Genomic DNA, 20,746 nt, shown 5'->3' with positions numbered 1-20,746 from the left:
TCGGGCGCGCAGCCACAGGGAACCCGCTCAGCATGACAGCGATACAGGTTAAAACACCGGCGTTGACGCTCCGCGCAGGGCAGCGCGCCCTTCAGCACATCCGCGAAAACGGCCTGCAGCCGGCCGATGTACATATGATTCCCGGCGCCGCCGGTGGCCCCAAGGCACTGGGCATTCAGGGACTGGACCTGGCGCTGTTCGGCGAATGGCTGCCGCGCGCGCCGCAACCCCGCAGCCTGATCGGCGCCTCCATCGGCAGTTGGCGCTTCGCCAGCGCCTGCATGCCAGACCCTGTGCACACGCTGCGTCAGCTCGGCGAATTGTACACCGCCATGCGCTTCCCCAAGGGCGTGACCATTCAGACCATCAGCGCTGCCTGCGGCCAGATGATCGACGAGCTGCTGCAGGCGCAGTTTGATGCCATTCTCAGCAATCCGCACTACCGTCTGAACATCGTCGTAGTGAAGAGCCGCGGCCTGCTGCGCGACGATTCGCGCACGCGCCTGGCGCTCGGCCTGGGGGGCGTCATTGGCGCCAATCTGCTGGGCCGTCGGCACCTCGGCCGCTTCTTTGAACGCGTGATCCTGCATGACCCGCGTCAACTGCCCGCGCTGGAAGAGCTGCGCGATTTCACCAGCGCCCATGTCGAACTGACAGCCGAAAACCTGCGCTCGGCGCTGCTCGCCTCCGGCTCCATTCCGATGGTGATGGAGGCGGTCCGCGACATACCTGGCGCCGAGCCCGGTGTGTACCGCGATGGCGGCCTGCTCGACTATCACCTCGACCTGCCCTACACCGCGCCCGGGGTCATTCTCTATCCGCACTTCATCGATCGCGTGATTCCCGGCTGGTTCGACAAGAGCATGCCGTGGCGCAAGCACAACGCCCAGCAACTGCGCGACGTGCTGCTGCTGGCGCCCTCGCCCGAGTACCTGGAGCGCCTGCCGCATCGCAAGCTACCGGATCGCAAGGACTTCAATCGCTACGTGTACGACAACGATGGCCGCGAGAAGTACTGGCGCAAGGCAATGAGCGAAAGCCAGCGCATGGGCGACGAATTCCTGGAGCTGGCCGACTCCGGACAACTGATAGACCGTATCAAGCCACTGTGACTGCGCAGCACCAGGCCCTGCCCTGCCCGCTCTGCAGCTCGCCCTCCCACTGGATGCTCAGTGACCGCAAGCGCGGCTACTGGCAGTGCGAACAGTGCCTGATGGTGCACGTACCGGCGCAATGGCACCTGACCGCCGCGCAGGAAAAGGCCGAGTACGACCGCCACGAGAACCACCCCGATGACGCGGGCTATCGGCGTTTTCTCTCACGTCTGGCTGAGCCACTGCTGCAGCGCCTGCCGCCAGCCAGCTGCGGTCTCGACTTTGGCTGTGGCCCCGGCCCGGCCCTCGCGTTGATGCTGCGTGAGCACGGGCATCAGGTGACCCTGCACGACCTCTACTACCACCCCAACCCGGCCGCGCTTGAACAGCAATGGGACTTCATCACCGCAACCGAGGTAGTGGAGCATCTGGCTGCGCCGCTTGCGGTGCTGGAGCAACTCTGGCGTTGCCTCAAGACTGACGGCTGGCTCGGGCTGATGACCAAGCGGGTAACCAGCCCGGAGGCCTTCAGCACCTGGCACTACAAGAGCGACCCGACCCATATCAGCTTTTTCAGCGAACACAGCTTTCACTGGCTGGCGCAACACTGGCAGGCCGAGCTGGAGATAGTGGGGGCGGATGTCGTGTTACTGCGCAAGCGCTGATTCAGCGCAGGCGATAGCGCTCTGCAAAGCCGTTAGGGTCACTGGTAAAGGCGCGCACACAGTGCTGGCAGATACAGGCGCGATGACGCTGCTCTGTCGGCACCAGCGCCAGCAGAGCCTCAGGAACGGACAGGTCAAAGCACCAGCAGCTCCCCGTCTCGGCAGCGCAGGCATTGGCACCCGCGCAGAAAGGACAACGGGCCGCATCACTACCCGCAGGCGCCAGTTGCACCTGTCAGCCTGCCAGACGGCTCAGCAGGTTGTTCTTCACCGCCGGCCACTCGCTGGCAACGATGGAGTACACCACAGTGTCGCGAATCGAGCCATCGGGCAGAATCTGGTGGCTGCGCAGCACACCATCCTGCTTGGCGCCTAAACGCTCGATAGCCGTCCGCGATGCCTGATTGAAGAAATGCGTGCGAAATTCGACCGCGATGGCACCGGCGGCCTCAAACAAATGCTGCAACAGCAGCAGCTTGCTCTCGCTGTTGATCGGCGTTCGCCGAGCGGCATCGGCATACCAGGTATAGCCGATCAAGGCGCGGCGATTGGCGGTATCTACGTCGTAGTAGCGCGTGCAGCCAACGATCTCCCCACTGGCAAGGCTGCGCACCGCATAGGCAAGGTTGCCCTGTTCCATACCGTGCAACGCGTGCTGAACGTACTCAGGCATCGCGTCAGGCGTCGGCACGCTGGCGTACCAGAGCTTCCAGCTTTCTCCATCGGCAACGGCGCGTTGCAGCGCAGCGGTATGCTCCAGCGCCAGCGGCTCCAGCAATACGTGCTGGCCCCGCAGGGGCCCAGGTTGGATAAACATGTTTGACTCCTGGCAGCGGGTCAGTGGCTACCGATCACCCGGCGTGCGCCCTTGAAGGTACGCTGCCAGAACGACGACTCCAGCTCGTCGACGCGCACCACGCCGCCCGTGCTGGGCGCATGCAGAAAGCGCCCCTCACCAATATAGATGCCGGCGTGGTTGACGCGTCCGCCGTTCATGGCAAAGAGCACCAGGTCACCCGGCGCCAGCGCGCTCTCGGCGGGGCGAGCCACGTTGAGGTTATACAGATCGGAGGTGGTGCGCGGCAGGCTCATGCCGGCCGCTTCGCGGTAGACGTACTGAATCAAGCCACTGCAGTCAAAACCGGTCTCGGGCGAGGTGCCGCCCCAGCGATACGGGGTGCCCACCAGACTGAAAGCCTGAAAGACCACGTCATTGCCAAGAATCTGAGAGGAGTCGGAGGGGGTCACCGAGGGCAAGGTGCGCGCCGGTGCAGACACCGCAACGGGAGGGTTTTTGGGCGCACTGGAGCAGCCTGCCAAAACAGCGGTCAGAAACAGGATCAACAGCGCACTGTGCCGCATCCGGCAACCTCCAGCCCGAGGGGTTTGATTAAAAAATGGACGCTCAAGCGCCCAAGGTCAAGAATTTACTTTAACTTGCCGCGCCAAGCCACAGATCAGCTGCCTTTTTCTGATCAATGGTTCACGGTAAACGCCAGCATCGCAGAGAGCTGACATAACGGCCGTCCGCTGTCCGCGCGCCACTGATTGAAAGCCGCCTGCGCGGCGGCCTGGTCACGCTGGCTGGTCGGCATCTTGTCGATGATGCCCTGTGCCTTCAGCGCGGCCACCACATCCTCACTGGGAGCCCAGGTGTCCTTGCCCAGCATGCGCAACAGGCGCGGTGCCGATTGACCGCCCAGCTGCGCGCCCCGCTTGGCCAGCAAACGCCAGAGCCCGGCGATATCGTCCTCCGGCCAGTCAGCGATCAGGTTGCCCATACTGCCGTACTCGGCGCGGATATCCAGCACCAGCTGGGCATTGCGCGGCACGCTGCGCAACTTGCCAAGATGGCGAATCAGGCGAGTGTTCTGCATCAGCCGCTCGATGTGCTCGGCGCTCATCAGTACGACTTTCTCCGGGGCAAACCCAAAGAAGGCCTCTTCAAAGGCCGGCCATTTGGCATCCACCAGACTATGTCTGAGCCCCGCACGAAATACCCGCAAAGCGATGGTCGACAGATAGCGATCATCAGCAATGGCACGCAGCTCATCTGCGGTTCGCGGCTGGGGCAAAAGCGCTTCCAGCGCCTGCGCCGAGCCAAAGCGATTCAGGCAGTACTCATGCAGCCAGCGGTAGTCCTGCATCGACAGCTCCCGCCTCAGAGATTCATGACGTTGAGCACACGGGACGCAGCCTGCTCATCGATACGCAGGCTGGCGAAATCATATAACGCCGTGTCAGCCAGCTGCGACGGCTGCACATGCCTGAGGGCGCGGAAAATGTTTTCCAGCCGACCGGGCGTCGCACGCTCCCAGCCCTGCAACATATCCTTGACCACCTTGCGCTGCAGGTTTTCCTGCGAGCCGCACAGATTGCACGGAATGATCGGGAAACCCTGCAGCTCGGCATAGGCCTCGATATCCGCCTCATTGCAATAGGACAGCGGACGAATCACCACATTGCGGCCGTCATCAGACAGCAGCTTGGGCGGCATGGCCTTGAGGTTGCCGCCGTAGAACATGTTGAGGAAGAAGGTTTCGATAATGTCGTCGCGGTGGTGCCCGAGCGCCATCTTGGTCGCGCCAATTTCATCGGCGAAGGTGTAGAGATTGCCCCGGCGCAGTCGCGAACACAGCGAGCAGGTGGTCTTGCCCTCGGGAATCTTCTCCTTGACGATCGAATAGGTATCACGCTCAAGGATGTGATAGGCCACACCCACACTCTCAAGGTAGGCTGGCAGCACCTCTTCCGGGAAGCCCGGCTGCTTCTGGTCCATGTTGACCGCGACAATCTCGAAGCTGATCGGCGCCACCTTTTGCAGGTACAGCAGCATGTCGAGCATGGTGTAGCTGTCCTTGCCGCCTGACAGGCAGACCATCACCTTGTCGCCATCCTCGATCATCTTGTAGTCGGTCACCGCCTCGGCGGTCAGACGACGCAAACGTTTCTGCAACTTGTTCTGGTTGACACTGAGACGACTCATGGACAGGGCACCGGTCTGGCAAAAGCCGGCATTTTACTGGAAAGCGCTGAGCATAAAAACATCAGCCCCCGTCAGTGCGACTGACGGGGGCTGATGCCGGCTCAGGCAGGCCTGGAGAAGATAGCCCAATAGGCTTGACTAACGCAGGTACACAGGCCCTACGCCAAAGCCCCAGAAGATGACCGAGGTCGCCATCATCGCTACCAGCACTACCAGTCCAACCGCGAGCACCGAACTGGAGAACAGGAAGCCCTCGTCACTGGGAATATCCATAAAGATGGGAATGCCCTGGTAGAGCAGGTAGACCGTGTAACAGATGGCTGCGGTGCCCACCAGCATACCCAGCCACAGACTTGGGTAGAGTGCCGCCACCCCGGCGATGAACAGCGGTGTTGCGGTGTAGGCAGCAAAGATCACGCAATCATTAAAGGTTGGGCTGGCATCGTAGGTGCGCGCCATCCAGTGGATGAAGGCTCCCATGACCGCTACACCCGCCAGCATGGCGAGGTAGGACAGCACCGTCATCTGCAGCGCGCTGGCCTGGGTCAGTTTGACCGCTTCCGGCGTGCCGATCGTCCAGCCGATCTGGGTGGTGCCTATATAGGCGGACACGGCGGGAATAGCTGCCAGCAGCAACACATGCGTAAGGTACATGTGGCCGATGCTCTCTTCCTCACCTCTGATTTCCTTCCACTCCTCGTCAGGATGGGTAAACAGCCCCACTACGTGATGGATCATGGTCTGACCTCCTCATTATTATTGAGCCCCGGCCGGACACCTCCGATCGGAGAACCGAGCGCGCCGTGGCAGCGCCCTGCATTGACTATAGTCAAAAAGCGCTCGGCAGATCAGACCCTGCTTAGAGAGATTGGCAACTTCAGTTTTTGCCGTAATAGCGTTGCAGAATTAGCATGGCGCGATTGATCTCCTGCGCTCGCGCAGTGCAGCCGCCGCGGTCAGGATGGTGGCGGCTGAGCAACGTGCGATAACGCTGCTTCAATGCAGCCGGCGCGGGCTCGGCATCAAAGCCCATCACCTCCAGCGCCTCTGCCACCTCGCCATCCGACAGCGCGCCGCGTCCGCGCCAGAAACCATCAAGCAGTCGCTGAACGTCGTCCGCGTTAGTCTGGCGCCACTGATTCCAGTCCAGATAATACCGCCGCAGCGGGTCTTCAGGCTGCAGCGCTGCGTCGCCCGATGCTCGGGGCACCAGCACGATCTTCAGCACATGAATATCCAGCGCCAGCTGATCATCGGCCAGCTGGTCGGCCAGATCATACAGACGGTTGAACAACAGAAAGTGCAGACGAAACAGCTGCAGGGGATCGCGCAGTGCACCGGGCTCGGCAAACAATGAGTTGGGCAACTGCCGGGCCAGCAACTGCAGCAACTGATGTTCACTCACGCCTTGGGGGTGGGCCTGCAGCATCGCGCGCAGCTGCGCACTGAAGTCATCCGGCACCAGGTCTTGCGGGTATACCTCGGTCATCGCTGGAGTGTATCAGTGCCCGTCACCCAGCCCAAACCGTCATCACTTTGCCATCAAAGCGACAAGCCCCTGTCACGCCAAGTGCGTATCACTGTCACCTTCCAAGACCTCAGCAAGGACAGAACACATGAACAGATGGGTACTCGCCGCGACGACCAGCGCCATGCTGGCCGCGTTGGCCGGCTGCAACAGCGACAGTGACAATGACGACGCCGTGGTCGAACCGCCAGCGGTAGTCACCCCTGACAGCATAAATCTGAGCTTCCTGGGTCGCTACAGTGCCGGCATCTTCGCCGAAAGCGCCGCCGAGATTCCGGCCTTTGATCCGGTCAACAAGCGCATCTTCATCGTCAACGCGCAGAAAGGCGCTGTCGACGTACTGGATGCCAGTGACCCGGCCAACCCGACCCTGATCGAGACCCTGACCGCCACCGGCATTGCCGCCGACGCCGTGGTCAACAGCATCGCCTACAAGGGCGGCTACCTGGCCGTGGCCATCGAAGCCTCGCCCAAGACCGACAACGGCTACGTTGCCCTGTATGACGCCACCACTCTGGAGCTGCTCGGCTCCGAACAGGTTGGCGCCCAGCCCGACATGCTGGCTTTCAGCCCTGATGGCAAATACCTGCTGACCGCCAACGAAGGCGAGCCGAGCAACGACTACAGCGTCGACCCGGTCGGCTCCATCAGCATTCTCAGCCTGACCGACGACGACATCGTCGAGGTCAGAACCGCCACCTTCAGCAGCTTCAACGCCCGTCGCGACGAGCTGGTCGCCGCTGGCGTGCGCATCTTTGGCCCCGGTGCCAGCGTCGAGCAGGACCTGGAGCCGGAATACATCGCCATCTCCGACGACAGCAGCACCGCCTGGGTTGCCCTGCAAGAGAACAACGCCCTGGCCAAGATCGACATTGCCAGCGCCACCGTCACCGACATTCTGCCGCTGGGCTACAAGGACCACGGCGTGGCTGGCAACGGCATTGATGCCAGTGACGAAGACGGCGAAATCAACATCACCACCTGGCCTGGAGTGCTGGGCATGTACCAACCTGATGCCATCGCCGCCTATAGCGCAGGTGGCAGCACCTACCTGGTCGCCGCCAACGAGGGTGACGCCCGCGCCTGGGGCGAGGACGACGACGCCTACTGGGCCGGCGATGCCAGCAAGGGCTTTGTTGAGGAGTTTCGCGCCAAGCACCTGCTCCACACCGGCGGCTTTGACCGCCGCGCCGGCGACGACCTGCCGCCGCAGCTGCGTGAACTGGCAGCAGGCGCCCTGCTCAACCCGACCACCTTCAGCTACTGCGGCGCCACCGCCGCTGATCCGGGCGACTGCCGCGAAGACGAAACCCTGGGCCGCCTGACCATTGCCTGGACCGATGGCTATCGCAAAGACGACGCCGGCAACCCGGTGATGTTCGATGCCGCCGGCAATGAAAACGTCGCGGGTGACCGTCTGATGTACGACAACCTGTACGCCTACGGCGCTCGCTCCTTCTCCATCCGCGATGCCGATGGTGCGCTGGTATGGGATTCGGGTGATGCCTTCGAGCAGTACATCGCCAGCGCCGAGTGCATGCTGGGCGCCAACCGCAATATTCCCTGCGCCGACTACTTCAACTCGACCCACGATGAAGGTGACGTATTCGACAACCGCAGTGACAACAAGGGCCCGGAGCCCGAAGGCGTCACCCTGGGCCAGCTGGGCGAGAAAACCTTTGCCTTTATCGGTCTGGAGCGCATGGGCGGTGTGATGGTATGGGATATTACCGACCCGACCGCGCCTGAGATGGTGGACTACCTGAACACCCGCGCCGATTGGACCACGGAAGATACCGAATCCGTGCTGGCCGATGCCGGAGACCTGGGGCCGGAAGGTCTGGTGTTTGTCTCTGCCGAGGACTCACCGAACGGTGAAGCTTTGCTGATCGTCGGTCACGAAGTCAGCGGCACCACCACGGTGTACCAGGTCAACCAGGTACTGCCGTAACACAGCTGTGCTGACACGTTGTTAGCCCACAGGGCCGGCCATCTAGCCGGCCCTGTTCATTTCCGGCTAGGCCACCTCGTCGCTATGCTCCAGCGCCTCACGGTGCACCCCACGTACCGCCTGCAAAAACTCATCGCCCCAGCGACGAATATCGTTGTGCTGCACTATCCCGAACAACTCCCGCAACCGCGCTTCGCGCTCTGCCTTGCCCAGCGTCAGCCCGATATAAAGGCCATCGCGCAGATCATGCGGATCGTGCGGGTTGGTCAGCAGTGCGCCGTGCAGCTCGGCCGCCGCCCCGGCAAACTCGGACAGCACCAGCACCCCGGCGCCACCGCACAGCCCCTGGGTTGCCACGTATTCTTTGGCCACCAGGTTCAGCCCGTCACGCAGCGGGGTAATCCACATCACATCCGCCATCAAGTAATAGGCCACCAACTGGTCAAAGGGCACGGCGCGATAGAAGAACTGCACCGGCGTCCAGCCCACCCGTGAGAACCGTCCGTTGATACGCCCCACCGCCTGCTCGATCTGCCCCAGCAACTCGGCATAAATGGTCATCTCGCGCGCCGCAGGCACGCAGATGGTTATCAGGCTGACCTTGCCGATCAGCTCCGGATGGGCCTCCAGCAATGCCTCAAACGCCAGCAGCTTGGCGTAGGTACCCTTGGTGTAATCCAGCCGCTCCACCGACAGCACCACGCGGATGCCCTCCAGCTCCTTGCGCAGCATGCTGATCTGCTCCTGACACACATCGCTGTCGAGCACCTGTTGTACACGGTCGACATCCAGCCCGACCGGGTGCGCGCCCAGGCCGATCTCGCGGCCGTGCACGTTGATGCGCGTCGCCATGCGGTCCAGCCCCACCGCGCAGCCGTAGGTCAGATAGCGCGGCGCGCAGCCGGTTTCTTCCAGTACCTCCAGCGGCGCGACCCCGCGCACCACATCGACAAAGTTCTCCGACTGGCGAGGAATGTGAAAACCGATGTAATCGCACTGCAAGAGGCTGCCGATGATCTCGCGGCGCCACGGCAGCACGTTGAACACGTCGGCAGAGGGGAAGTAGGTATGGTGGAAAAAGGCGATATTCAGGTCCGGGCGCAGTGGGCGCAGGAAGGCCGGCACCATCCACAGGTTATAGTCGTGCAGCCAGACCACCGCGCCCTGCGCCGCCTCGGCGGCAGTACGCTCGGCAAACAGACGGTTGACCTTGAGAAACACCGCCCAGTCCTCCTCACGGAACACGGCACGCTCCCAGAAGGTATGCAGGGTCGGCCAGAACGCCTCTTTGGAGAAGCGCTTGTAGAACACATCCACGTCATCCTTGGTCAAAGCGACCCTGGCCGCAACCAGGTTGGGGTAGCGCTCGGCATCCACCTTGGTGTGTACCTCAAAGCCTTCACGCCGACGCGGATCATGAATCGACCAGGCCACCCAGGAGCCCTGCTGATCGCCGGCAAAAAAACTCAGCAGGGTCGGCAGAATACCGTTGGGCGACGACGGTGGACGGCGTATTACCTTGCCGTCCTGCTCTACCTCCTCGTAAGGCAGGCGGTGATACACCATGACCAGATCCGCCTTGCCCTTGATCTGCAGGTCGCGCAGCTCCGAATCCACGCCCAGCGGGCCGAGAAAGCCGAAATGCGAGACCGCTTCAAGAATCCCGCCGCAGCCACTTAGACGGGCGTGCAGTACCTTGGCGCGGTCACTGGTGGCCTCCAGCAGCGCTAGTTCCGACTCACCGACGCACACGCCCTTGAAGCCCTGCTCGTACATCGACAGGTCATTCAGGGTGTCGCCTGCCACCAGTACATCGTCCAGCGACTCATCCAGATGTTCGACCAGACGCTGCAGGGTACTGCCCTTGTTGACGCCCCGGGGCAGGCAATCCAGGTACATGCCGGCCGAGAACAGCAGGTCGCAGTCCAGCGCCTCGACGGCAGCGCGCAGTTCGTCGGTGACCGCGTCCGGCTCACAGAACCAGGAACAGCGGCGCTGCTGCGGTACCTGCTGGCGTTCGAGTCCGGGAAACGCCGCCACCGTCTGCAGCACCAGCTGCTCGCCCGGCCAGCGCGCCTCAATCTCGCTCTGCACCGGGTAGACCGGTTGCAGGGTCTTGCCGTCGACTACCGTCGCCCCCACATCACAGATGATGTAGTCGGGCTGGGGTATCGCCGGGTCAGACAGCAGTGGCACCACCACCTCCAGGCCACGACCGGTAACAAACACCAGGGTGATGCCCGGGTGCGCGCTGATCAGCTGGTAGAGGCGCTGCCGGTTATCCGGGTCGCCCGCAAGAAAGGTTCCATCCAGATCGGTTGCCAACATCATGGTTGAGGTCTCCCTGTTACATCGGAATCGGTATCGGTGTCGGGCGCAGCCTGCTTGGGCGCTGCCTGCTCAGACGCCGCATCGGCGGTAGCAGCGGCGTCGTCACCACCGGCGTCCTCCAGCATCATCTCCAGCACGGCGGTTGACGTGCGTACCATCGGCACCTGATGCGCCGCACCATCGACAATTCGGTCACGACCGGCACGCAGATGCCAGCCGGCATAGAGCGCACAGAGCGCGAACATCAGGGTGAAGAACAGCGGCAAGGCCACCGGCGTCACGCTCATCAGCACACCTGCCAGCGCAGGACCGATCGCCGCGCCCACTCCGTGCAGCATCAACAGGGCGGCGTTGCCGGAGAGAATATCTTCCTGGTGTAAATGATCGATCAGATGCGCCACCACGGCGGGGTATACCGAAAACGAACCGGCGCCGAACACCACCGCCCCCACCAGCAGCCACAACCCGAACGGCCCGAGCGCCGCCATCAGCAGCCCACCCAGCGCCGCGCTGCCGGCGATGATGACCAGCGCCCGGCGGCGGTCGATGCTGTCCGACAGCCGCCCCATCGGCCACTGGGCCAGCGCTCCGGCAACAATCACCAGCGAGACGAATCCGGCGATCTGCGCCGTGTCCATGCCCATGCGCGTGGCGTATACCGCGCCCAGCCCCCAGAAGCCGCCCATGCCGAGCCCCGACAGCAAGGCCCCGGCGCAGGCGACAGGCGCGGCCTCCCAGAGACGGCGCAGCGACAAGGCGGGGGTATCGGTAATGACCGGTTGCGACAGGCGAGTGGCCGATACCGGCATGACGGCCAGTACCACCAACATCGCGGCAATCACAAACAGCGTGAAGTTGAGCGGGCTATCCCAGTTCAGCAGTTGCTGGGCCAGCGCCAGCGAGCCCAGGTTGATCGCCATATAGCAGGCAAACACCTGTCCGCGTCGCTCGGGCGGCGCCTGGGTGTTGAGCCAGCTTTCGATCACGGTGTAGATGCCGACCAGCGCAACACCGGTCATCACCCGCAGTAGCAACCAGACACCTGGCAGCATCCACAACAGGTGGATCAGCACACAGGCAGCCTCGGCAGCAGCCAGAAAGGTAAAGGCACGGACATGCCCCATGCGGCGAATCAGCCGCGGACACAACCAGGTACCGAGAATAAAACCGGCAAAGTAGGCGGAACCCAGCAGACCGAGGGTCTGGTCGCTGAAACCTTCGGCACTACCGCGCAGGGCGAGCAGCGTATTGAGCAGGCCGGTGCCCAGCAGCAACAGAGCGATGCCGCACAGCAGGGCCGCGATGGGCACTACAAGTCGAAGCATGGAACCGAATCTCCTTGGTGGCGTCGGGTCCAGGCAGGATTTGGGGGTGTAAATTTATGCGTACTATTTATATTCAGCTGTAAACACCCTACCGCAATCCGGGCCGTGCTGGCCAGTCCGGATTGTCTGTACCTTCAAAACACAGGGCACATGACGCTACACTGGCCAACAATCGCTGACAGGAATCTCGCCCCGCCATGGCTACCATCAAAGACCACGCCCGCCGCCTCTGCGCGCCCTTGCTCAACCCGCTGGAAGCCGGTGACGCTCCGTACCATTACGCACCCAAGAGCCGCGCCATTCTGGTCATCATGAGCCTGCTGTTCATCGCCCTGGCCAGTGCGCTCGGGCTGCTGTTGCCGGCCGGCAGCGATCCGTTTTTCATCCTGCCCGTCGCCGTCTTCGGGCTGCTCGGGGCACTTGGCCTGCTGGTCGCCTGGCTGGGCAGCGAACGCGCGGTTGCCCGGCTGTGGAATAGCCGGCAGGGCTAGGGTCTGTTGACGGTTCGTTCACCTGCCTGTTGCTGCCTGTAAAGCCGCCAATCAAGTAGCGAGGAGTGTAGTTTGTTCAGCACATCCCTGTGCTTCACCCCTTCGGGGCTAGCGCACAAAAACGCTCCCGGCGTTTTTGTGGTCATTCCAAATAAACGACGAGGGACGCTGAGTGGCAGCTTTACAGGCACAACCTCGGCGGCCCCACCCGCAGGGCCGGGGCCATTTTTCGGCCATGCTGCGTTGTCAGTCGCTTCTGTGGAGCGACCACACTGCGCTCCTTCCGCCTTGCCTGGCCGAAAAATGGCCTCCGGCAGGCTGGTGAACGAACCGTCAACGGACCCTAAGGTATGACACCCAAACAACTGCTGATCGTCGCGCACGCGCCCTCGCCCAACACCCGCAAGCTGGCCGAAGCAGCTCTGCGCGGCGCGCGCCATCCGGATATCGAACAGGTCGAGACCCGCTGGGTGCCGCCACTGGAAGCCCAACCGCAAGACGTGCTGCAGGCCGACGCCATTATTCTGGGCACCACCGAAAACCTGGGCTACATGAGTGGTGCGCTTAAGGATTTCTTCGATCGCTGCTACTACCCGGTACTGGAAGAGAAGCAGGGACTGCCCTGTGCGCTTTACATCCGTGCCGGCATGGACGGCACCGGCACCCGCCGCGCGGTGGAGTCGATTGTCACTGGCCTGCGCTGGAACTGGTTACAGGCGCCACTGACTCTGCGCGGTGATTGGCAGGACGACTTTGAACAGCAGGTCGAGGAGCTGGGCCTGTACATGGCTGCCGGACTCGATAACGCGGTGTTCTGATGGAACGCATCATCGCCCGTACCGAGACTTGCTACGCGCAGGCCGAGCAGTATTTTCGTCGCACCTTTGCGCGCCCCGCTATCCACCTGGACCTGCGCGGCCAACGCGCCGGCGTGGCCTATCTGGATCGCAATCTGCTGCGCTTCAACGGCCAGATGTATCGCGACAACAGCGAGCATTTTCTACGGCAGACAGTAGCCCATGAAGTCGCCCACCTGATTGCCCACCAGCTGTACGGACACCGCATCCGCCCGCACGGCCGTGAATGGCAGGCCCTGATGACCGGCTTGTTCGGCCTGCCCGCAGACCGCTGCCACAACTACCCGGTCGCCCGCAGACGCAGCACCCAGTACCTGTATCGCTGCGGCTGCGCCGAGCACATGCCCTTTACCGCACGCCGTCACGCCCTGGTGAAAAAGGGCAACCGCTACCTGTGTCGGCGCTGTGGCGATGCGCTGCACTTCACCGGCAAGAGCCAGCAGGTTTAGGTGCTACCCCGCTCGCCGCAGCCCCTCGATATAGGGTCGCAGGCTGTAGCCCAATTGCGCCGTCAGCCGGTCGGCCCAGACATTCATGGCCTGACGGTCCAGCGCCAGCTCGCCCGCCTGCGGGATAAACAGGAGGATATTGCCCTCCACTACCTCCACCTGCAGGTAGCGCTCACCGAACAGTTCGCGCAGACGGTGGACGGCGTAGGGCTTGCCACTGCTGCCCTGCTGCCATTGATTGACCACCATCAGCCCGCCCGGGCGCAGCGCCGCGTGGCATTGTTGCAAAAAGTCCATGTGCAGTTGGGCGCCGGCAATACCGTCTTCCAGATACAGATCAAGCAGCAGCAGGTCGACCGGCTCGGTCAGCGATTCCATGTACTGCTCGGCGCTTGCTACCACCACCTGCAGCTCGGGCACCTGCGGCAGCGCAAACCAGCGCCGAGCCAGCTCCACCACCGCAGGACGGAGTTCTACCGCGCGCATCTGAGCCGGTTGCAGGTGCTGCAACACCGCACTGACCAGGCTGCCGGCGCCCAGCCCCAACGCCAGCGCTCGCTCGATCTGTGGCAGCCAGAACCCCGCCAGCAGCATCGCGCGGGTGTAGTCGTACTCCAGCCAGGCCGGGTTGCCGATCAGCGCGCAGCTCTGTTCAGTCTCCTCGCCAAAGTAGAGGTAACGTAGCTCGCCTGCCTGCGTTACCCGCAGCTCGCCCAGCGCATCATGCTCACGCGCCAACACGCGCTCCGGCTCACGCCCGAGGCGATGCGCCAGCCACCAGCCGAGTTGCTGCAGATAGCCCCGCCATGCTGCCACCGCCGTACTCCCTATCCTCTTCTTTGCGCGGCACAGTAGCAGTTTTGCCCAACCGCGCGACAGATTTTCCGCCACAGTGCCAGCGCCGTCACTTAAACTGCAGAGGTCGTTTATCCTCTGTTCAGGTACCCCTTCACATGCACCCCTCCGGCAGCGCTCTGCAGCTTATCGTCGTTCTATTGCTCGCCACCGTCATCGCTGTGCCTGTAGCCAAGCGCCTGCGCCTGGGCGCGGTCATCGGCTACCTGGCAGCCGGCGTGATCATCGGGCCCTGGGCGCTGGATCTGGTACCGCACCCCGAAGACATCAGCCATGTGTCCGAACTGGGCGTGGTCCTGCTGCTGTTCATCATCGGCCTGGAGCTATCGCCGCGCCGGCTGTGGGTGATGCGCCGGGCGGTGTTCGGCACCGGAGCGCTGCAAGTCGGCCTGTGCGCCAGCGTCATCGGTCTGCTCGCCCTCTTGCTGTTTGAGCAGCCGCCGGCAACCGCGCTAGTGCTCGGTCTGGGGCTTGCCTTGTCCTCCACCGCGTTTGGCCTGCAGCTGCTGGCAGAGCGCCGCGAGCTGACCAGCCCCCACGGCCGCCAGGCCTTTGCCGTACTGCTGTTTCAGGACATGGCCGCCATTCCGCTGATCGCACTGATCCCGCTGCTCGGCAGCCAACCCGGCAGCAGCGCCGACGGCAACCTGTTGCTGCAGACGCTCAAGGTACTGGGCAGCATCGCCGTGATCATCGTCGGCGGACGCTACCTGCTGCGCCCGGTATTCCGCATCGTCGCCCGCACCGGCCTGCAGGAAGTCTCCACCGCCACCGCCCTGCTGGTAGTGATCGGCACGGCCTGGCTGATGGAGTCGGTCGGCGTATCCATGGCCCTTGGCGCCTTTCTGGCCGGCTTACTGCTGGCGGACTCGGAATACCGGCATGAGCTGGAGTCGCAGATCGAGCCCTTCAAAGGGCTGCTGCTGGGGCTGTTCTTTATCACCGTCGGCATGCAGGCCGACGTATCGCTGCTGCAGTCCAACGGCCTGGCCGTCGCGCTGCTGACCACGCTGATCATTGTGCTCAAGCTGCCGCTGATCTACCTGACCGGGCGCCTGGCCGCCGGGCTTGATCGCCGAAGCGCACTGCGGCTGGGCATGGTGCTGGCGGCCGGCGGCGAGTTCGCCTTTGTCGTCTTTCAACTGGCCAGCGGGCACCAGTTGCTGAGCGCCACCCAGCACAATCTGCTGGTACTGGCCATTACCCTGTCGATGGCCGTCACCCCGCTGCTGATTCTGCTGCTCGCAGCACTGCTGCCCAAGGAGCAGGCCACGCCGCGCAAGGTGCCCGAGGAGTATCAGCAGATCGATACCGACAGCCCGCGTGTGGTCATCTCCGGCATGGGCCGCATGGGGCAAATCATCGCCCGTGTGCTCCGGGCCCAGCGCGTGCCCTATGTTGCGCTGGACACCTCGGTCGACAGCATCGAGATGTCGCGCAGCATCAGTGCCGAGATGCCGATCTACTACGGCGACCCCCTGCGCCCGGAGATCCTGCGGGCCGCTCAGGTCGACAAGGCACAGTTTTTCATCATCACCAGCAGTGACCCGGACATCACCCTGCGCACCGCCGAGACCGTACGCCGACTGTATCCGCAGATCACCATCATCGCCCGTGCCCGCAACCGCCAGCACGTGCACAAGTTGATCGACCTGAACGTACTGCCGGTGCGTGAAACCTTTCACTCCAGTCTGGAAATGAGCCGCCAGATTCTTACCGGACTGGGCCTCAGCGATGAGCAGGCGGACTCGCGTCTGGCGCGCTTCCGGCGCCACGACGAACAGGTCCTGGCGGCCCAGCACGCGGTGTACGACGACGCCACCGCTGTCATGCAGACCGCCCGTCAGGCCCGTGCCGATCTGGAAAACCTGTTCGACACCGACCGCATCGAGGCGCGCAGCGTGGCTGACATGATCGAACAAGCAAAACGGCAGTCCTGAGGCTGCTAGAATACGCCGCTATAGCAATCAGGAGCAGCAGCATGGCCGACATCGGGCGTTTCAATAATCTGGAAATCACCAAGCACACCGGCTTCGGGCTCTACCTGGACGGTGGTGAAGATGGCGAGATTCTGCTGCCCAACCGTTATGTGCCCAAGGACCAGAGCACCGAGGTGGGCGACCGCCTGCGAGTGTTTGTCTACTTCGACAGCGAAGACCGCATCATTGCCACCACTACGCGGCCCCGCGCACAGGTCGGCGACTTTGCCAATCTCAAGGTCGTAGCACGCAGCCAGGTCGGTCTGTTCCTCGACTGGGGCCTGCCCAAGGATGTGCTGCTGCCCTTCGCCGAGCTGAAAAAGCCGCTGGAGGAAGGCCAGTATTGCGTCGCCTACCTGTATCTGGACAAGCACACCAGCCGGGTGCTGGCGACCACCCGCCTGGACCGCTATCTGGACAAGACCCCGGCGCGCTACCAGGTCGGCGATGCGGTCAACCTGCTGCTGGTGGAGCGTACTGATCTGGGCTACAAGGCCATCATCAATGGCGAGCATTGGGGCCTGATCCACCGCAACGAGGCTTTCCGGCCAATCAAGCTCGGCCGCAAGGAGCAGGGCTACATTCGCGAAATCCGCCCCGACGGCAAGATCAACCTCAGCCTGCAGCCGGTCGGCACCCAGGCCGCTGACCTACTGCAGCAGCAGATTCTCGACCGCCTGCGCGCCAGCGGTGGCCACCTGGCCCTGAGTGATCGCAGCAGCCCCGAGGCCATCAGCGACGCCTTTGGCGTCAGCAAAAGCAACTTCAAAAAAGCCATTGGCGGTTTGATGAAAAAGGGCGTTATTCGGATTCATTCGGAGCATATCGAACTGGCCCAATAAGCAACGGCCCGGCGGGCCTGCGCATTGCGGCTCTGCCGTAGGGCGGAGAACGCCGCAGGCTTCTCCGCGCGTCGGCAAATGAACCCACGGAGAACGCTGCGCGGTTCTCCATGCTACGGGGCTCGTCGCTCACGTGGAATGACCACGCTACGCTTCTCGCTCCTTGATTGGCGGCTTTACAGGCTGCAACAGGCGGGCGAACGAAACGGCAACAGACCCTAGGGTCTGAAATAGCCTCACACAAACCGTCATCAATTCTTCGCGGCGCTGTCACCTGCCGTCTTTATTGTCCCTGTCTACCTCGCCGGCAACCGCCGGCCCCCTGCCGATGACAAGGACGAAGACATGACCAACTGGAAAGTGCTTTCTGCGCTGCTGCTGGGCAGCGCGCTGCTGACCGCCTGTAACTCCGACAGCGACAATGATGACGACGCTGCAATCACCCCCGAGCAGGAGCTGGCAGCACGCCTGGCTGCCTTCCCGCAGGAAGGGGTTGAACTGCCCTTCGCGGTACTGCGTGATGACCTGATCGATGGCAAGACCATGGCGCCGTTCGAAGTGCGCAATGGCGGCTACGGCTCGGCCATGACTGCGCACCCGAGCAACCTGGGTGAGTTTTACGCCATGACCGACCGCGGCCCCAACGCCGACTTTGTCGGTGGCGCCTACGGCTCCGGCAAGTCATTCCCGGTCGCCGATTACACGCCACGTATCGGGCACTTTCGTATCACCGCCAGCGGCGGGGTCGAGCAATTGGCCACCATTGAGCTCAAACGCCCGGACGGCACCCTGATCACCGGCCTGCCCAATACCTCGGCGCTGGGCGGCACCGGTGAGACGCCCTACAACCCGGATGGTACACCGGTCGTGGTTGACCCCACCCGGCCCTACGATGCGGCAAGCAATCCGCTCAAGCTCGACGACTACGGCCTGGATGGCGAAGGCCTGGTCGCACTGCGCGACGGCAGCTTCTGGGCAAGCGACGAATACGGTCCGCACATGGTGCACTTTGATGCTGAAGGCCGCGAGATCGACCGTATCAATCCGTTCACGGCCGACACACGCACCCGCATTAACCTTCCGGCAGAGTACGCCTATCGCCGCGCCAACCGCGGCATGGAAGGCCTGGCCATCACCCCGGACGAAAGCACTCTGGTCGGCCTGATGCAGTCCACCATGGACCTGCCGACCAAGGCCGTGCGCGCGCAGACCATTACCCGCATTGTGACAGTGAATCTCGAGACCGACGAGATCGGCCAGTATCTGTACCAGCAGGAAAAACCCACCAACTCCAACTCGGAAATGGTCGGTCTGAGCAGTACCGATTTCCTGGTACTCGAGCGCGACGGCAGCTTCCTCTATGGCGGTCCGAACGGCGCGGCCGGTGTGTCGCCCAACGCACAGAAACAGATCTACCGCATCGACCTGTCCACCGGCACCAACCTGGAAACCGTCGCCCTGCAGCCCGGCATGGTGCAGGACCCGGATCTGGGTCTGACCATCAACGGCAAGACGCTGGAAGAAGTCGTGCTCGACGGTGGCTGGGAGGCCCTGGCTGCAGTCGGCATCTATCCGGTGGACAAGACACTGGCGCTGGACATGGTAGTTGAAGCCAACTACCCGCACGACAAGATGGAAGGCCTGTGGCGCATCGACGACAGCCACCTGGGCGTCCTGAACGACGATGACTTCGCCACCTGGTCCACCGGCGGCGTGCTGGAGCAAAAGATGCTCGACGAGGCCACCATCGATGCTGGTCGCCTGTACATCCGTGAAGTAGATCTGTCGGTGAACTAATGGGCTGACGTTGCTGCAAACAAGACAGGCGCCCTTTACGGCGCCTGTCTTGTTTTTACTCTCGACGACTCAACCCGCCTGATGAAACGCCCGGTACTGTCCCGGTGTCAGCGCCGTGCGCAATTTGAAGTGACGCTGAAAATGCGCCTGATCGGCAAACCCCAGATCGAGCGCCAGGTGATTGAGGCTGACCGCCTCGGCTCGCAGGCGCGAACGCGCCAGTTTGATCCGAGCATCCAGCTGATAGGCGTGCGGTGCCTGGCCATAGAGGCGCTTAAAACCACGAATCAGCTGGTAACGATTGAGCTCCGCCGCCTCGGCCAGCTCATCAAGCTGCAGGTTGCTGCCGAGCCGATCCATGATCAATTCCCGAGCACGCAGCAACCCGCGCTGGTGCAGGGTTTGCGGCCCTTCCTGCTGCTGGGCAAACAACGGCTGCAGCATCTCGACCAGCCGCCCTTCGGCTTCCAGCGCACCATCGCTGCGTCGCAAACTGGCAAACAGGGCATCGAACTCGGCGCTGGCCGCCGGGTTGCAAATGTCTGGAAAACACTGATAGTCGGCACTACCGCCAAAGGCGTCACGCTGCAGCGCGCCCAGCCAGTTGGCATCAACAAACAGCATCCGGTAAGACCACTGGCCGGCAGCCGGGTTGCAGGCATGCACCTCTCCCGGATTGACCATCACCATGCTACCGACACCGATACGTTCCAGGCGCTGCCGGTTGCGATAGGCAGTATGACCCTGATCGATCACGCCAAAGGAAAACTCGTCGTGGGTGTGCGCCTGATAACAGGCTGTCGAACGATCAGCCTGCCGCAGCTCGATCACCGGCAGCGCCGGGCTACGCTGGAGAAACTGCTCTTGCGACATGCACACCTCAAACCGGTTACGGCAACAGAATCAGCACCACACTGAGCACCAGCAGCAGCGCCATCACCAAATTGAATATTCGCATTGCCCGCGCACCCGGTAAACGCCCACCGAGCAGGTGCCCCAGCAACGCCCAGCAGCCAACGCCGAACAGACAGACCACCAGTGACAGGATACAGAAGACCGCCAGTGGTTGCGCCTGGTTGCTGACAAACATGCTCAAACCCGATAACGAAAACAGCCAGGCCTTGGGGTTTAACCACTGCGCCAGCGCGCCGGCCCAGAAGCCCGGCACCCGAATCCCTGCCATTCTTGGTAGCCCCGGTTCGGCGCGCGCAATACGCCAGGCCAGATACAACAGGTACACCGCGCCGACCCAGGCCAGACCCTGCAGCACTGCCGGGCTCTGCGCCAGGCTGCCGAGCAGCCCCAACCCCAGCAGCAACACCATCAGCGCGTAGCCAAGCGATGCACCCAGCACATAAGGCATGGCGCGCAGCATGCCGGCGCGCGCCGCGCTGCTGACCGTCACCACGCAAACCGGCCCAGGCGCAACCGAGCCCACCAGGGTAAAGGCCAACATCGACAACCACAGCGACAGCATCATGCACCCTCATTACATTAGTCAGAGCATGCTGCGGCAAATGGCCGGCTGTGTATTGAAGGAAATTGCGCGCACAAAAAAGGCGCCTTGCGGCGCCCCAGACTGCTGACAAAGCCCCT

Annotated in this window: 21 protein-coding genes; 9 read left to right on the top strand and 12 right to left on the bottom strand. The window is 62.8% G+C overall.

Annotated features, from left to right (window positions below; translation table 11 throughout):
- Positions 1-32 precede the first annotated feature (32 nt).
- Positions 33-1,112 carry a patatin-like phospholipase family protein gene (locus CNQ84_RS09230; RefSeq protein WP_096004600.1) on the top strand — a complete coding sequence of 360 codons (1,080 nt, stop codon included), beginning with the start codon at positions 33-35 and terminating at the stop codon, positions 1,110-1,112.
- The gene (locus CNQ84_RS09225) at positions 1,109-1,759 is read left to right on the top strand and encodes a class I SAM-dependent methyltransferase (RefSeq protein ID WP_217350081.1); all 651 of its coding nucleotides are present in this window, start codon (positions 1,109-1,111) and stop codon (positions 1,757-1,759) included. The genes CNQ84_RS09230 and CNQ84_RS09225 overlap by 4 nt, the downstream gene beginning before the upstream one ends.
- A 1-nt stretch (position 1,760) precedes the next feature.
- Here CNQ84_RS09225 and CNQ84_RS09220 read toward each other — a convergent pair whose 3' ends face one another.
- From CNQ84_RS09220 to CNQ84_RS09190, 7 genes are all read right to left on the bottom strand, one after another.
- A complete protein-coding gene (locus tag CNQ84_RS09220) occupies positions 1,761-1,991 on the bottom strand; it encodes a cysteine-rich CWC family protein (protein WP_096004598.1) in 231 nt (76 codons plus the stop codon).
- Positions 1,992-1,994: 3 nt separating this feature from the next.
- A complete protein-coding gene (locus CNQ84_RS09215; protein ID WP_096004597.1) occupies positions 1,995-2,576 on the bottom strand; it encodes a GNAT family N-acetyltransferase in 582 nt (193 codons plus the stop codon).
- A gap of 20 nt (positions 2,577-2,596) precedes the next feature.
- A complete protein-coding gene (locus CNQ84_RS09210) occupies positions 2,597-3,121 on the bottom strand; it encodes a C40 family peptidase (RefSeq protein WP_096004596.1) in 525 nt (174 codons plus the stop codon).
- 113 nt (positions 3,122-3,234) lie between these two features.
- The gene (locus CNQ84_RS09205; protein ID WP_096004595.1) at positions 3,235-3,906 is read right to left on the bottom strand and encodes a DNA-3-methyladenine glycosylase I; all 672 of its coding nucleotides are present in this window, start codon (positions 3,904-3,906) and stop codon (positions 3,235-3,237) included.
- A gap of 14 nt (positions 3,907-3,920) precedes the next feature.
- Positions 3,921-4,745, bottom strand: a complete 825-nt coding sequence (ttcA, locus tag CNQ84_RS09200) for a tRNA 2-thiocytidine(32) synthetase TtcA (protein WP_096004594.1) — start codon at positions 4,743-4,745, stop codon at positions 3,921-3,923.
- Between the two features lie 138 nt (positions 4,746-4,883).
- Positions 4,884-5,483: a Yip1 family protein gene (locus CNQ84_RS09195; RefSeq protein WP_096004593.1), complete on the bottom strand. Its 600-nt coding sequence runs from the start codon at positions 5,481-5,483 to the stop codon at positions 4,884-4,886.
- A 139-nt stretch (positions 5,484-5,622) separates the two neighbouring features.
- Entirely contained in the window at positions 5,623-6,234 is a 612-nt protein-coding gene (locus CNQ84_RS09190; protein WP_096004592.1) for a DNA-J related domain-containing protein, read from the bottom strand.
- 127 nt (positions 6,235-6,361) lie between these two features.
- On the opposite strand from CNQ84_RS09190, the gene CNQ84_RS09185 reads away from it, so the two are divergent.
- A complete protein-coding gene (locus tag CNQ84_RS09185; protein WP_096004591.1) occupies positions 6,362-8,224 on the top strand; it encodes a choice-of-anchor I family protein in 1,863 nt (620 codons plus the stop codon).
- A 66-nt stretch (positions 8,225-8,290) separates the two neighbouring features.
- Here the strand turns inward: CNQ84_RS09185 and ggpS are convergent, their stop codons facing one another.
- The gene (ggpS, locus tag CNQ84_RS09180) at positions 8,291-10,555 is read right to left on the bottom strand and encodes a glucosylglycerol-phosphate synthase (protein WP_096004590.1); all 2,265 of its coding nucleotides are present in this window, start codon (positions 10,553-10,555) and stop codon (positions 8,291-8,293) included.
- Entirely contained in the window at positions 10,552-11,880 is a 1,329-nt protein-coding gene (locus CNQ84_RS09175) for an MFS transporter (protein ID WP_096004589.1), read from the bottom strand. The genes ggpS and CNQ84_RS09175 overlap by 4 nt, the downstream gene beginning before the upstream one ends.
- A 197-nt stretch (positions 11,881-12,077) precedes the next feature.
- Here CNQ84_RS09175 and CNQ84_RS09170 point away from each other — a divergent pair, with 197 nt between their 5' ends.
- The 3 genes from CNQ84_RS09170 to CNQ84_RS09160 all read left to right on the top strand — a co-directional run bounded on the left by CNQ84_RS09170 (position 12,078) and on the right by CNQ84_RS09160 (position 13,677).
- Entirely contained in the window at positions 12,078-12,371 is a 294-nt protein-coding gene (locus CNQ84_RS09170) for a hypothetical protein (protein ID WP_083728838.1), read from the top strand.
- 350 nt (positions 12,372-12,721) lie between these two features.
- Positions 12,722-13,189, top strand: a complete 468-nt coding sequence (locus CNQ84_RS09165; protein ID WP_096004588.1) for a flavodoxin family protein — start codon at positions 12,722-12,724, stop codon at positions 13,187-13,189.
- On the top strand, positions 13,189-13,677 hold the full coding sequence (locus tag CNQ84_RS09160; RefSeq protein ID WP_425439957.1) for a SprT family zinc-dependent metalloprotease: 489 nt from the start codon (positions 13,189-13,191) through the stop codon (positions 13,675-13,677). The genes CNQ84_RS09165 and CNQ84_RS09160 overlap by 1 nt, the downstream gene beginning before the upstream one ends.
- Before the next feature lie 3 nt (positions 13,678-13,680).
- Here the strand turns inward: CNQ84_RS09160 and CNQ84_RS09155 are convergent, their stop codons facing one another.
- Positions 13,681-14,493, bottom strand: a complete 813-nt coding sequence (locus tag CNQ84_RS09155) for a methyltransferase domain-containing protein (protein WP_096004586.1) — start codon at positions 14,491-14,493, stop codon at positions 13,681-13,683.
- Positions 14,494-14,630: 137 nt separating this feature from the next.
- Here CNQ84_RS09155 and CNQ84_RS09150 point away from each other — a divergent pair, with 137 nt between their 5' ends.
- The 3 genes from CNQ84_RS09150 (at position 14,631) to CNQ84_RS09140 (ending at position 19,150) form a co-directional block, all read left to right on the top strand.
- Positions 14,631-16,472 carry a monovalent cation:proton antiporter-2 (CPA2) family protein gene (locus tag CNQ84_RS09150; protein ID WP_096004585.1) on the top strand — a complete coding sequence of 614 codons (1,842 nt, stop codon included), beginning with the start codon at positions 14,631-14,633 and terminating at the stop codon, positions 16,470-16,472.
- Between the two features lie 41 nt (positions 16,473-16,513).
- Positions 16,514-17,353: a CvfB family protein gene (locus tag CNQ84_RS09145; protein WP_096004584.1), complete on the top strand. Its 840-nt coding sequence runs from the start codon at positions 16,514-16,516 to the stop codon at positions 17,351-17,353.
- A 345-nt stretch (positions 17,354-17,698) separates the two neighbouring features.
- Positions 17,699-19,150, top strand: coding sequence for an esterase-like activity of phytase family protein (locus tag CNQ84_RS09140; protein WP_096004583.1), 1,452 nt, complete (start codon positions 17,699-17,701; stop codon positions 19,148-19,150).
- A 69-nt stretch (positions 19,151-19,219) separates the two neighbouring features.
- On the opposite strand, the gene CNQ84_RS09135 is transcribed toward CNQ84_RS09140, so the two are convergent.
- Both CNQ84_RS09135 and CNQ84_RS09130 read right to left on the bottom strand, forming a co-directional pair.
- A complete protein-coding gene (locus CNQ84_RS09135; RefSeq protein ID WP_096004582.1) occupies positions 19,220-20,023 on the bottom strand; it encodes a helix-turn-helix domain-containing protein in 804 nt (267 codons plus the stop codon).
- 16 nt (positions 20,024-20,039) lie between these two features.
- On the bottom strand, positions 20,040-20,630 hold the full coding sequence (locus CNQ84_RS09130) for a LysE family translocator (RefSeq protein WP_096004581.1): 591 nt from the start codon (positions 20,628-20,630) through the stop codon (positions 20,040-20,042).
- Between the last annotated feature and the right edge of the window lie 116 nt (positions 20,631-20,746).

This window comes from Pseudomonas abyssi, assembly GCF_002307495.1.
Classification (GTDB): Bacteria; Pseudomonadota; Gammaproteobacteria; order Pseudomonadales; family Pseudomonadaceae; genus Halopseudomonas; species Halopseudomonas abyssi.
The sequence above is the reverse complement of the archived record's forward strand: the minus strand, read 5'-3'. Positions and strand labels throughout refer to the sequence as shown.

Excerpts from the sequence above, each read along its gene's own strand:
- CNQ84_RS09215 (WP_096004597.1), bottom strand. The coding sequence starts at position 2,576 with ATGTTTATCCAACCTGGGCCCCTGCGGGGCCAGCACGTATTGCTGGAG.
- CNQ84_RS09185 (WP_096004591.1), top strand. The coding sequence starts at position 6,362 with ATGAACAGATGGGTACTCGCCGCGACGACCAGCGCCATGCTGGCCGCG.
- CNQ84_RS09160 (WP_425439957.1), top strand. The coding sequence starts at position 13,189 with ATGGAACGCATCATCGCCCGTACCGAGACTTGCTACGCGCAGGCCGAG.
- CNQ84_RS09135 (WP_096004582.1), bottom strand. The coding sequence starts at position 20,023 with ATGTCGCAAGAGCAGTTTCTCCAGCGTAGCCCGGCGCTGCCGGTGATC.
- CNQ84_RS09150 (WP_096004585.1), top strand. The coding sequence starts at position 14,631 with ATGCACCCCTCCGGCAGCGCTCTGCAGCTTATCGTCGTTCTATTGCTC.
- CNQ84_RS09195 (WP_096004593.1), bottom strand. The coding sequence starts at position 5,483 with ATGATCCATCACGTAGTGGGGCTGTTTACCCATCCTGACGAGGAGTGG.
- CNQ84_RS09205 (WP_096004595.1), bottom strand. The coding sequence starts at position 3,906 with ATGCAGGACTACCGCTGGCTGCATGAGTACTGCCTGAATCGCTTTGGC.
- CNQ84_RS09170 (WP_083728838.1), top strand. The coding sequence starts at position 12,078 with ATGGCTACCATCAAAGACCACGCCCGCCGCCTCTGCGCGCCCTTGCTC.
- ttcA (WP_096004594.1), bottom strand. The coding sequence starts at position 4,745 with ATGAGTCGTCTCAGTGTCAACCAGAACAAGTTGCAGAAACGTTTGCGT.
- CNQ84_RS09140 (WP_096004583.1), top strand. The coding sequence starts at position 17,699 with ATGACCAACTGGAAAGTGCTTTCTGCGCTGCTGCTGGGCAGCGCGCTG.
- CNQ84_RS09175 (WP_096004589.1), bottom strand. The coding sequence starts at position 11,880 with ATGCTTCGACTTGTAGTGCCCATCGCGGCCCTGCTGTGCGGCATCGCT.
- CNQ84_RS09165 (WP_096004588.1), top strand. The coding sequence starts at position 12,722 with ATGACACCCAAACAACTGCTGATCGTCGCGCACGCGCCCTCGCCCAAC.
- ggpS (WP_096004590.1), bottom strand. The coding sequence starts at position 10,555 with ATGATGTTGGCAACCGATCTGGATGGAACCTTTCTTGCGGGCGACCCG.
- CNQ84_RS09130 (WP_096004581.1), bottom strand. The coding sequence starts at position 20,630 with ATGATGCTGTCGCTGTGGTTGTCGATGTTGGCCTTTACCCTGGTGGGC.
- CNQ84_RS09210 (WP_096004596.1), bottom strand. The coding sequence starts at position 3,121 with ATGCGGCACAGTGCGCTGTTGATCCTGTTTCTGACCGCTGTTTTGGCA.
- CNQ84_RS09145 (WP_096004584.1), top strand. The coding sequence starts at position 16,514 with ATGGCCGACATCGGGCGTTTCAATAATCTGGAAATCACCAAGCACACC.
- CNQ84_RS09190 (WP_096004592.1), bottom strand. The coding sequence starts at position 6,234 with ATGACCGAGGTATACCCGCAAGACCTGGTGCCGGATGACTTCAGTGCG.
- CNQ84_RS09230 (WP_096004600.1), top strand. The coding sequence starts at position 33 with ATGACAGCGATACAGGTTAAAACACCGGCGTTGACGCTCCGCGCAGGG.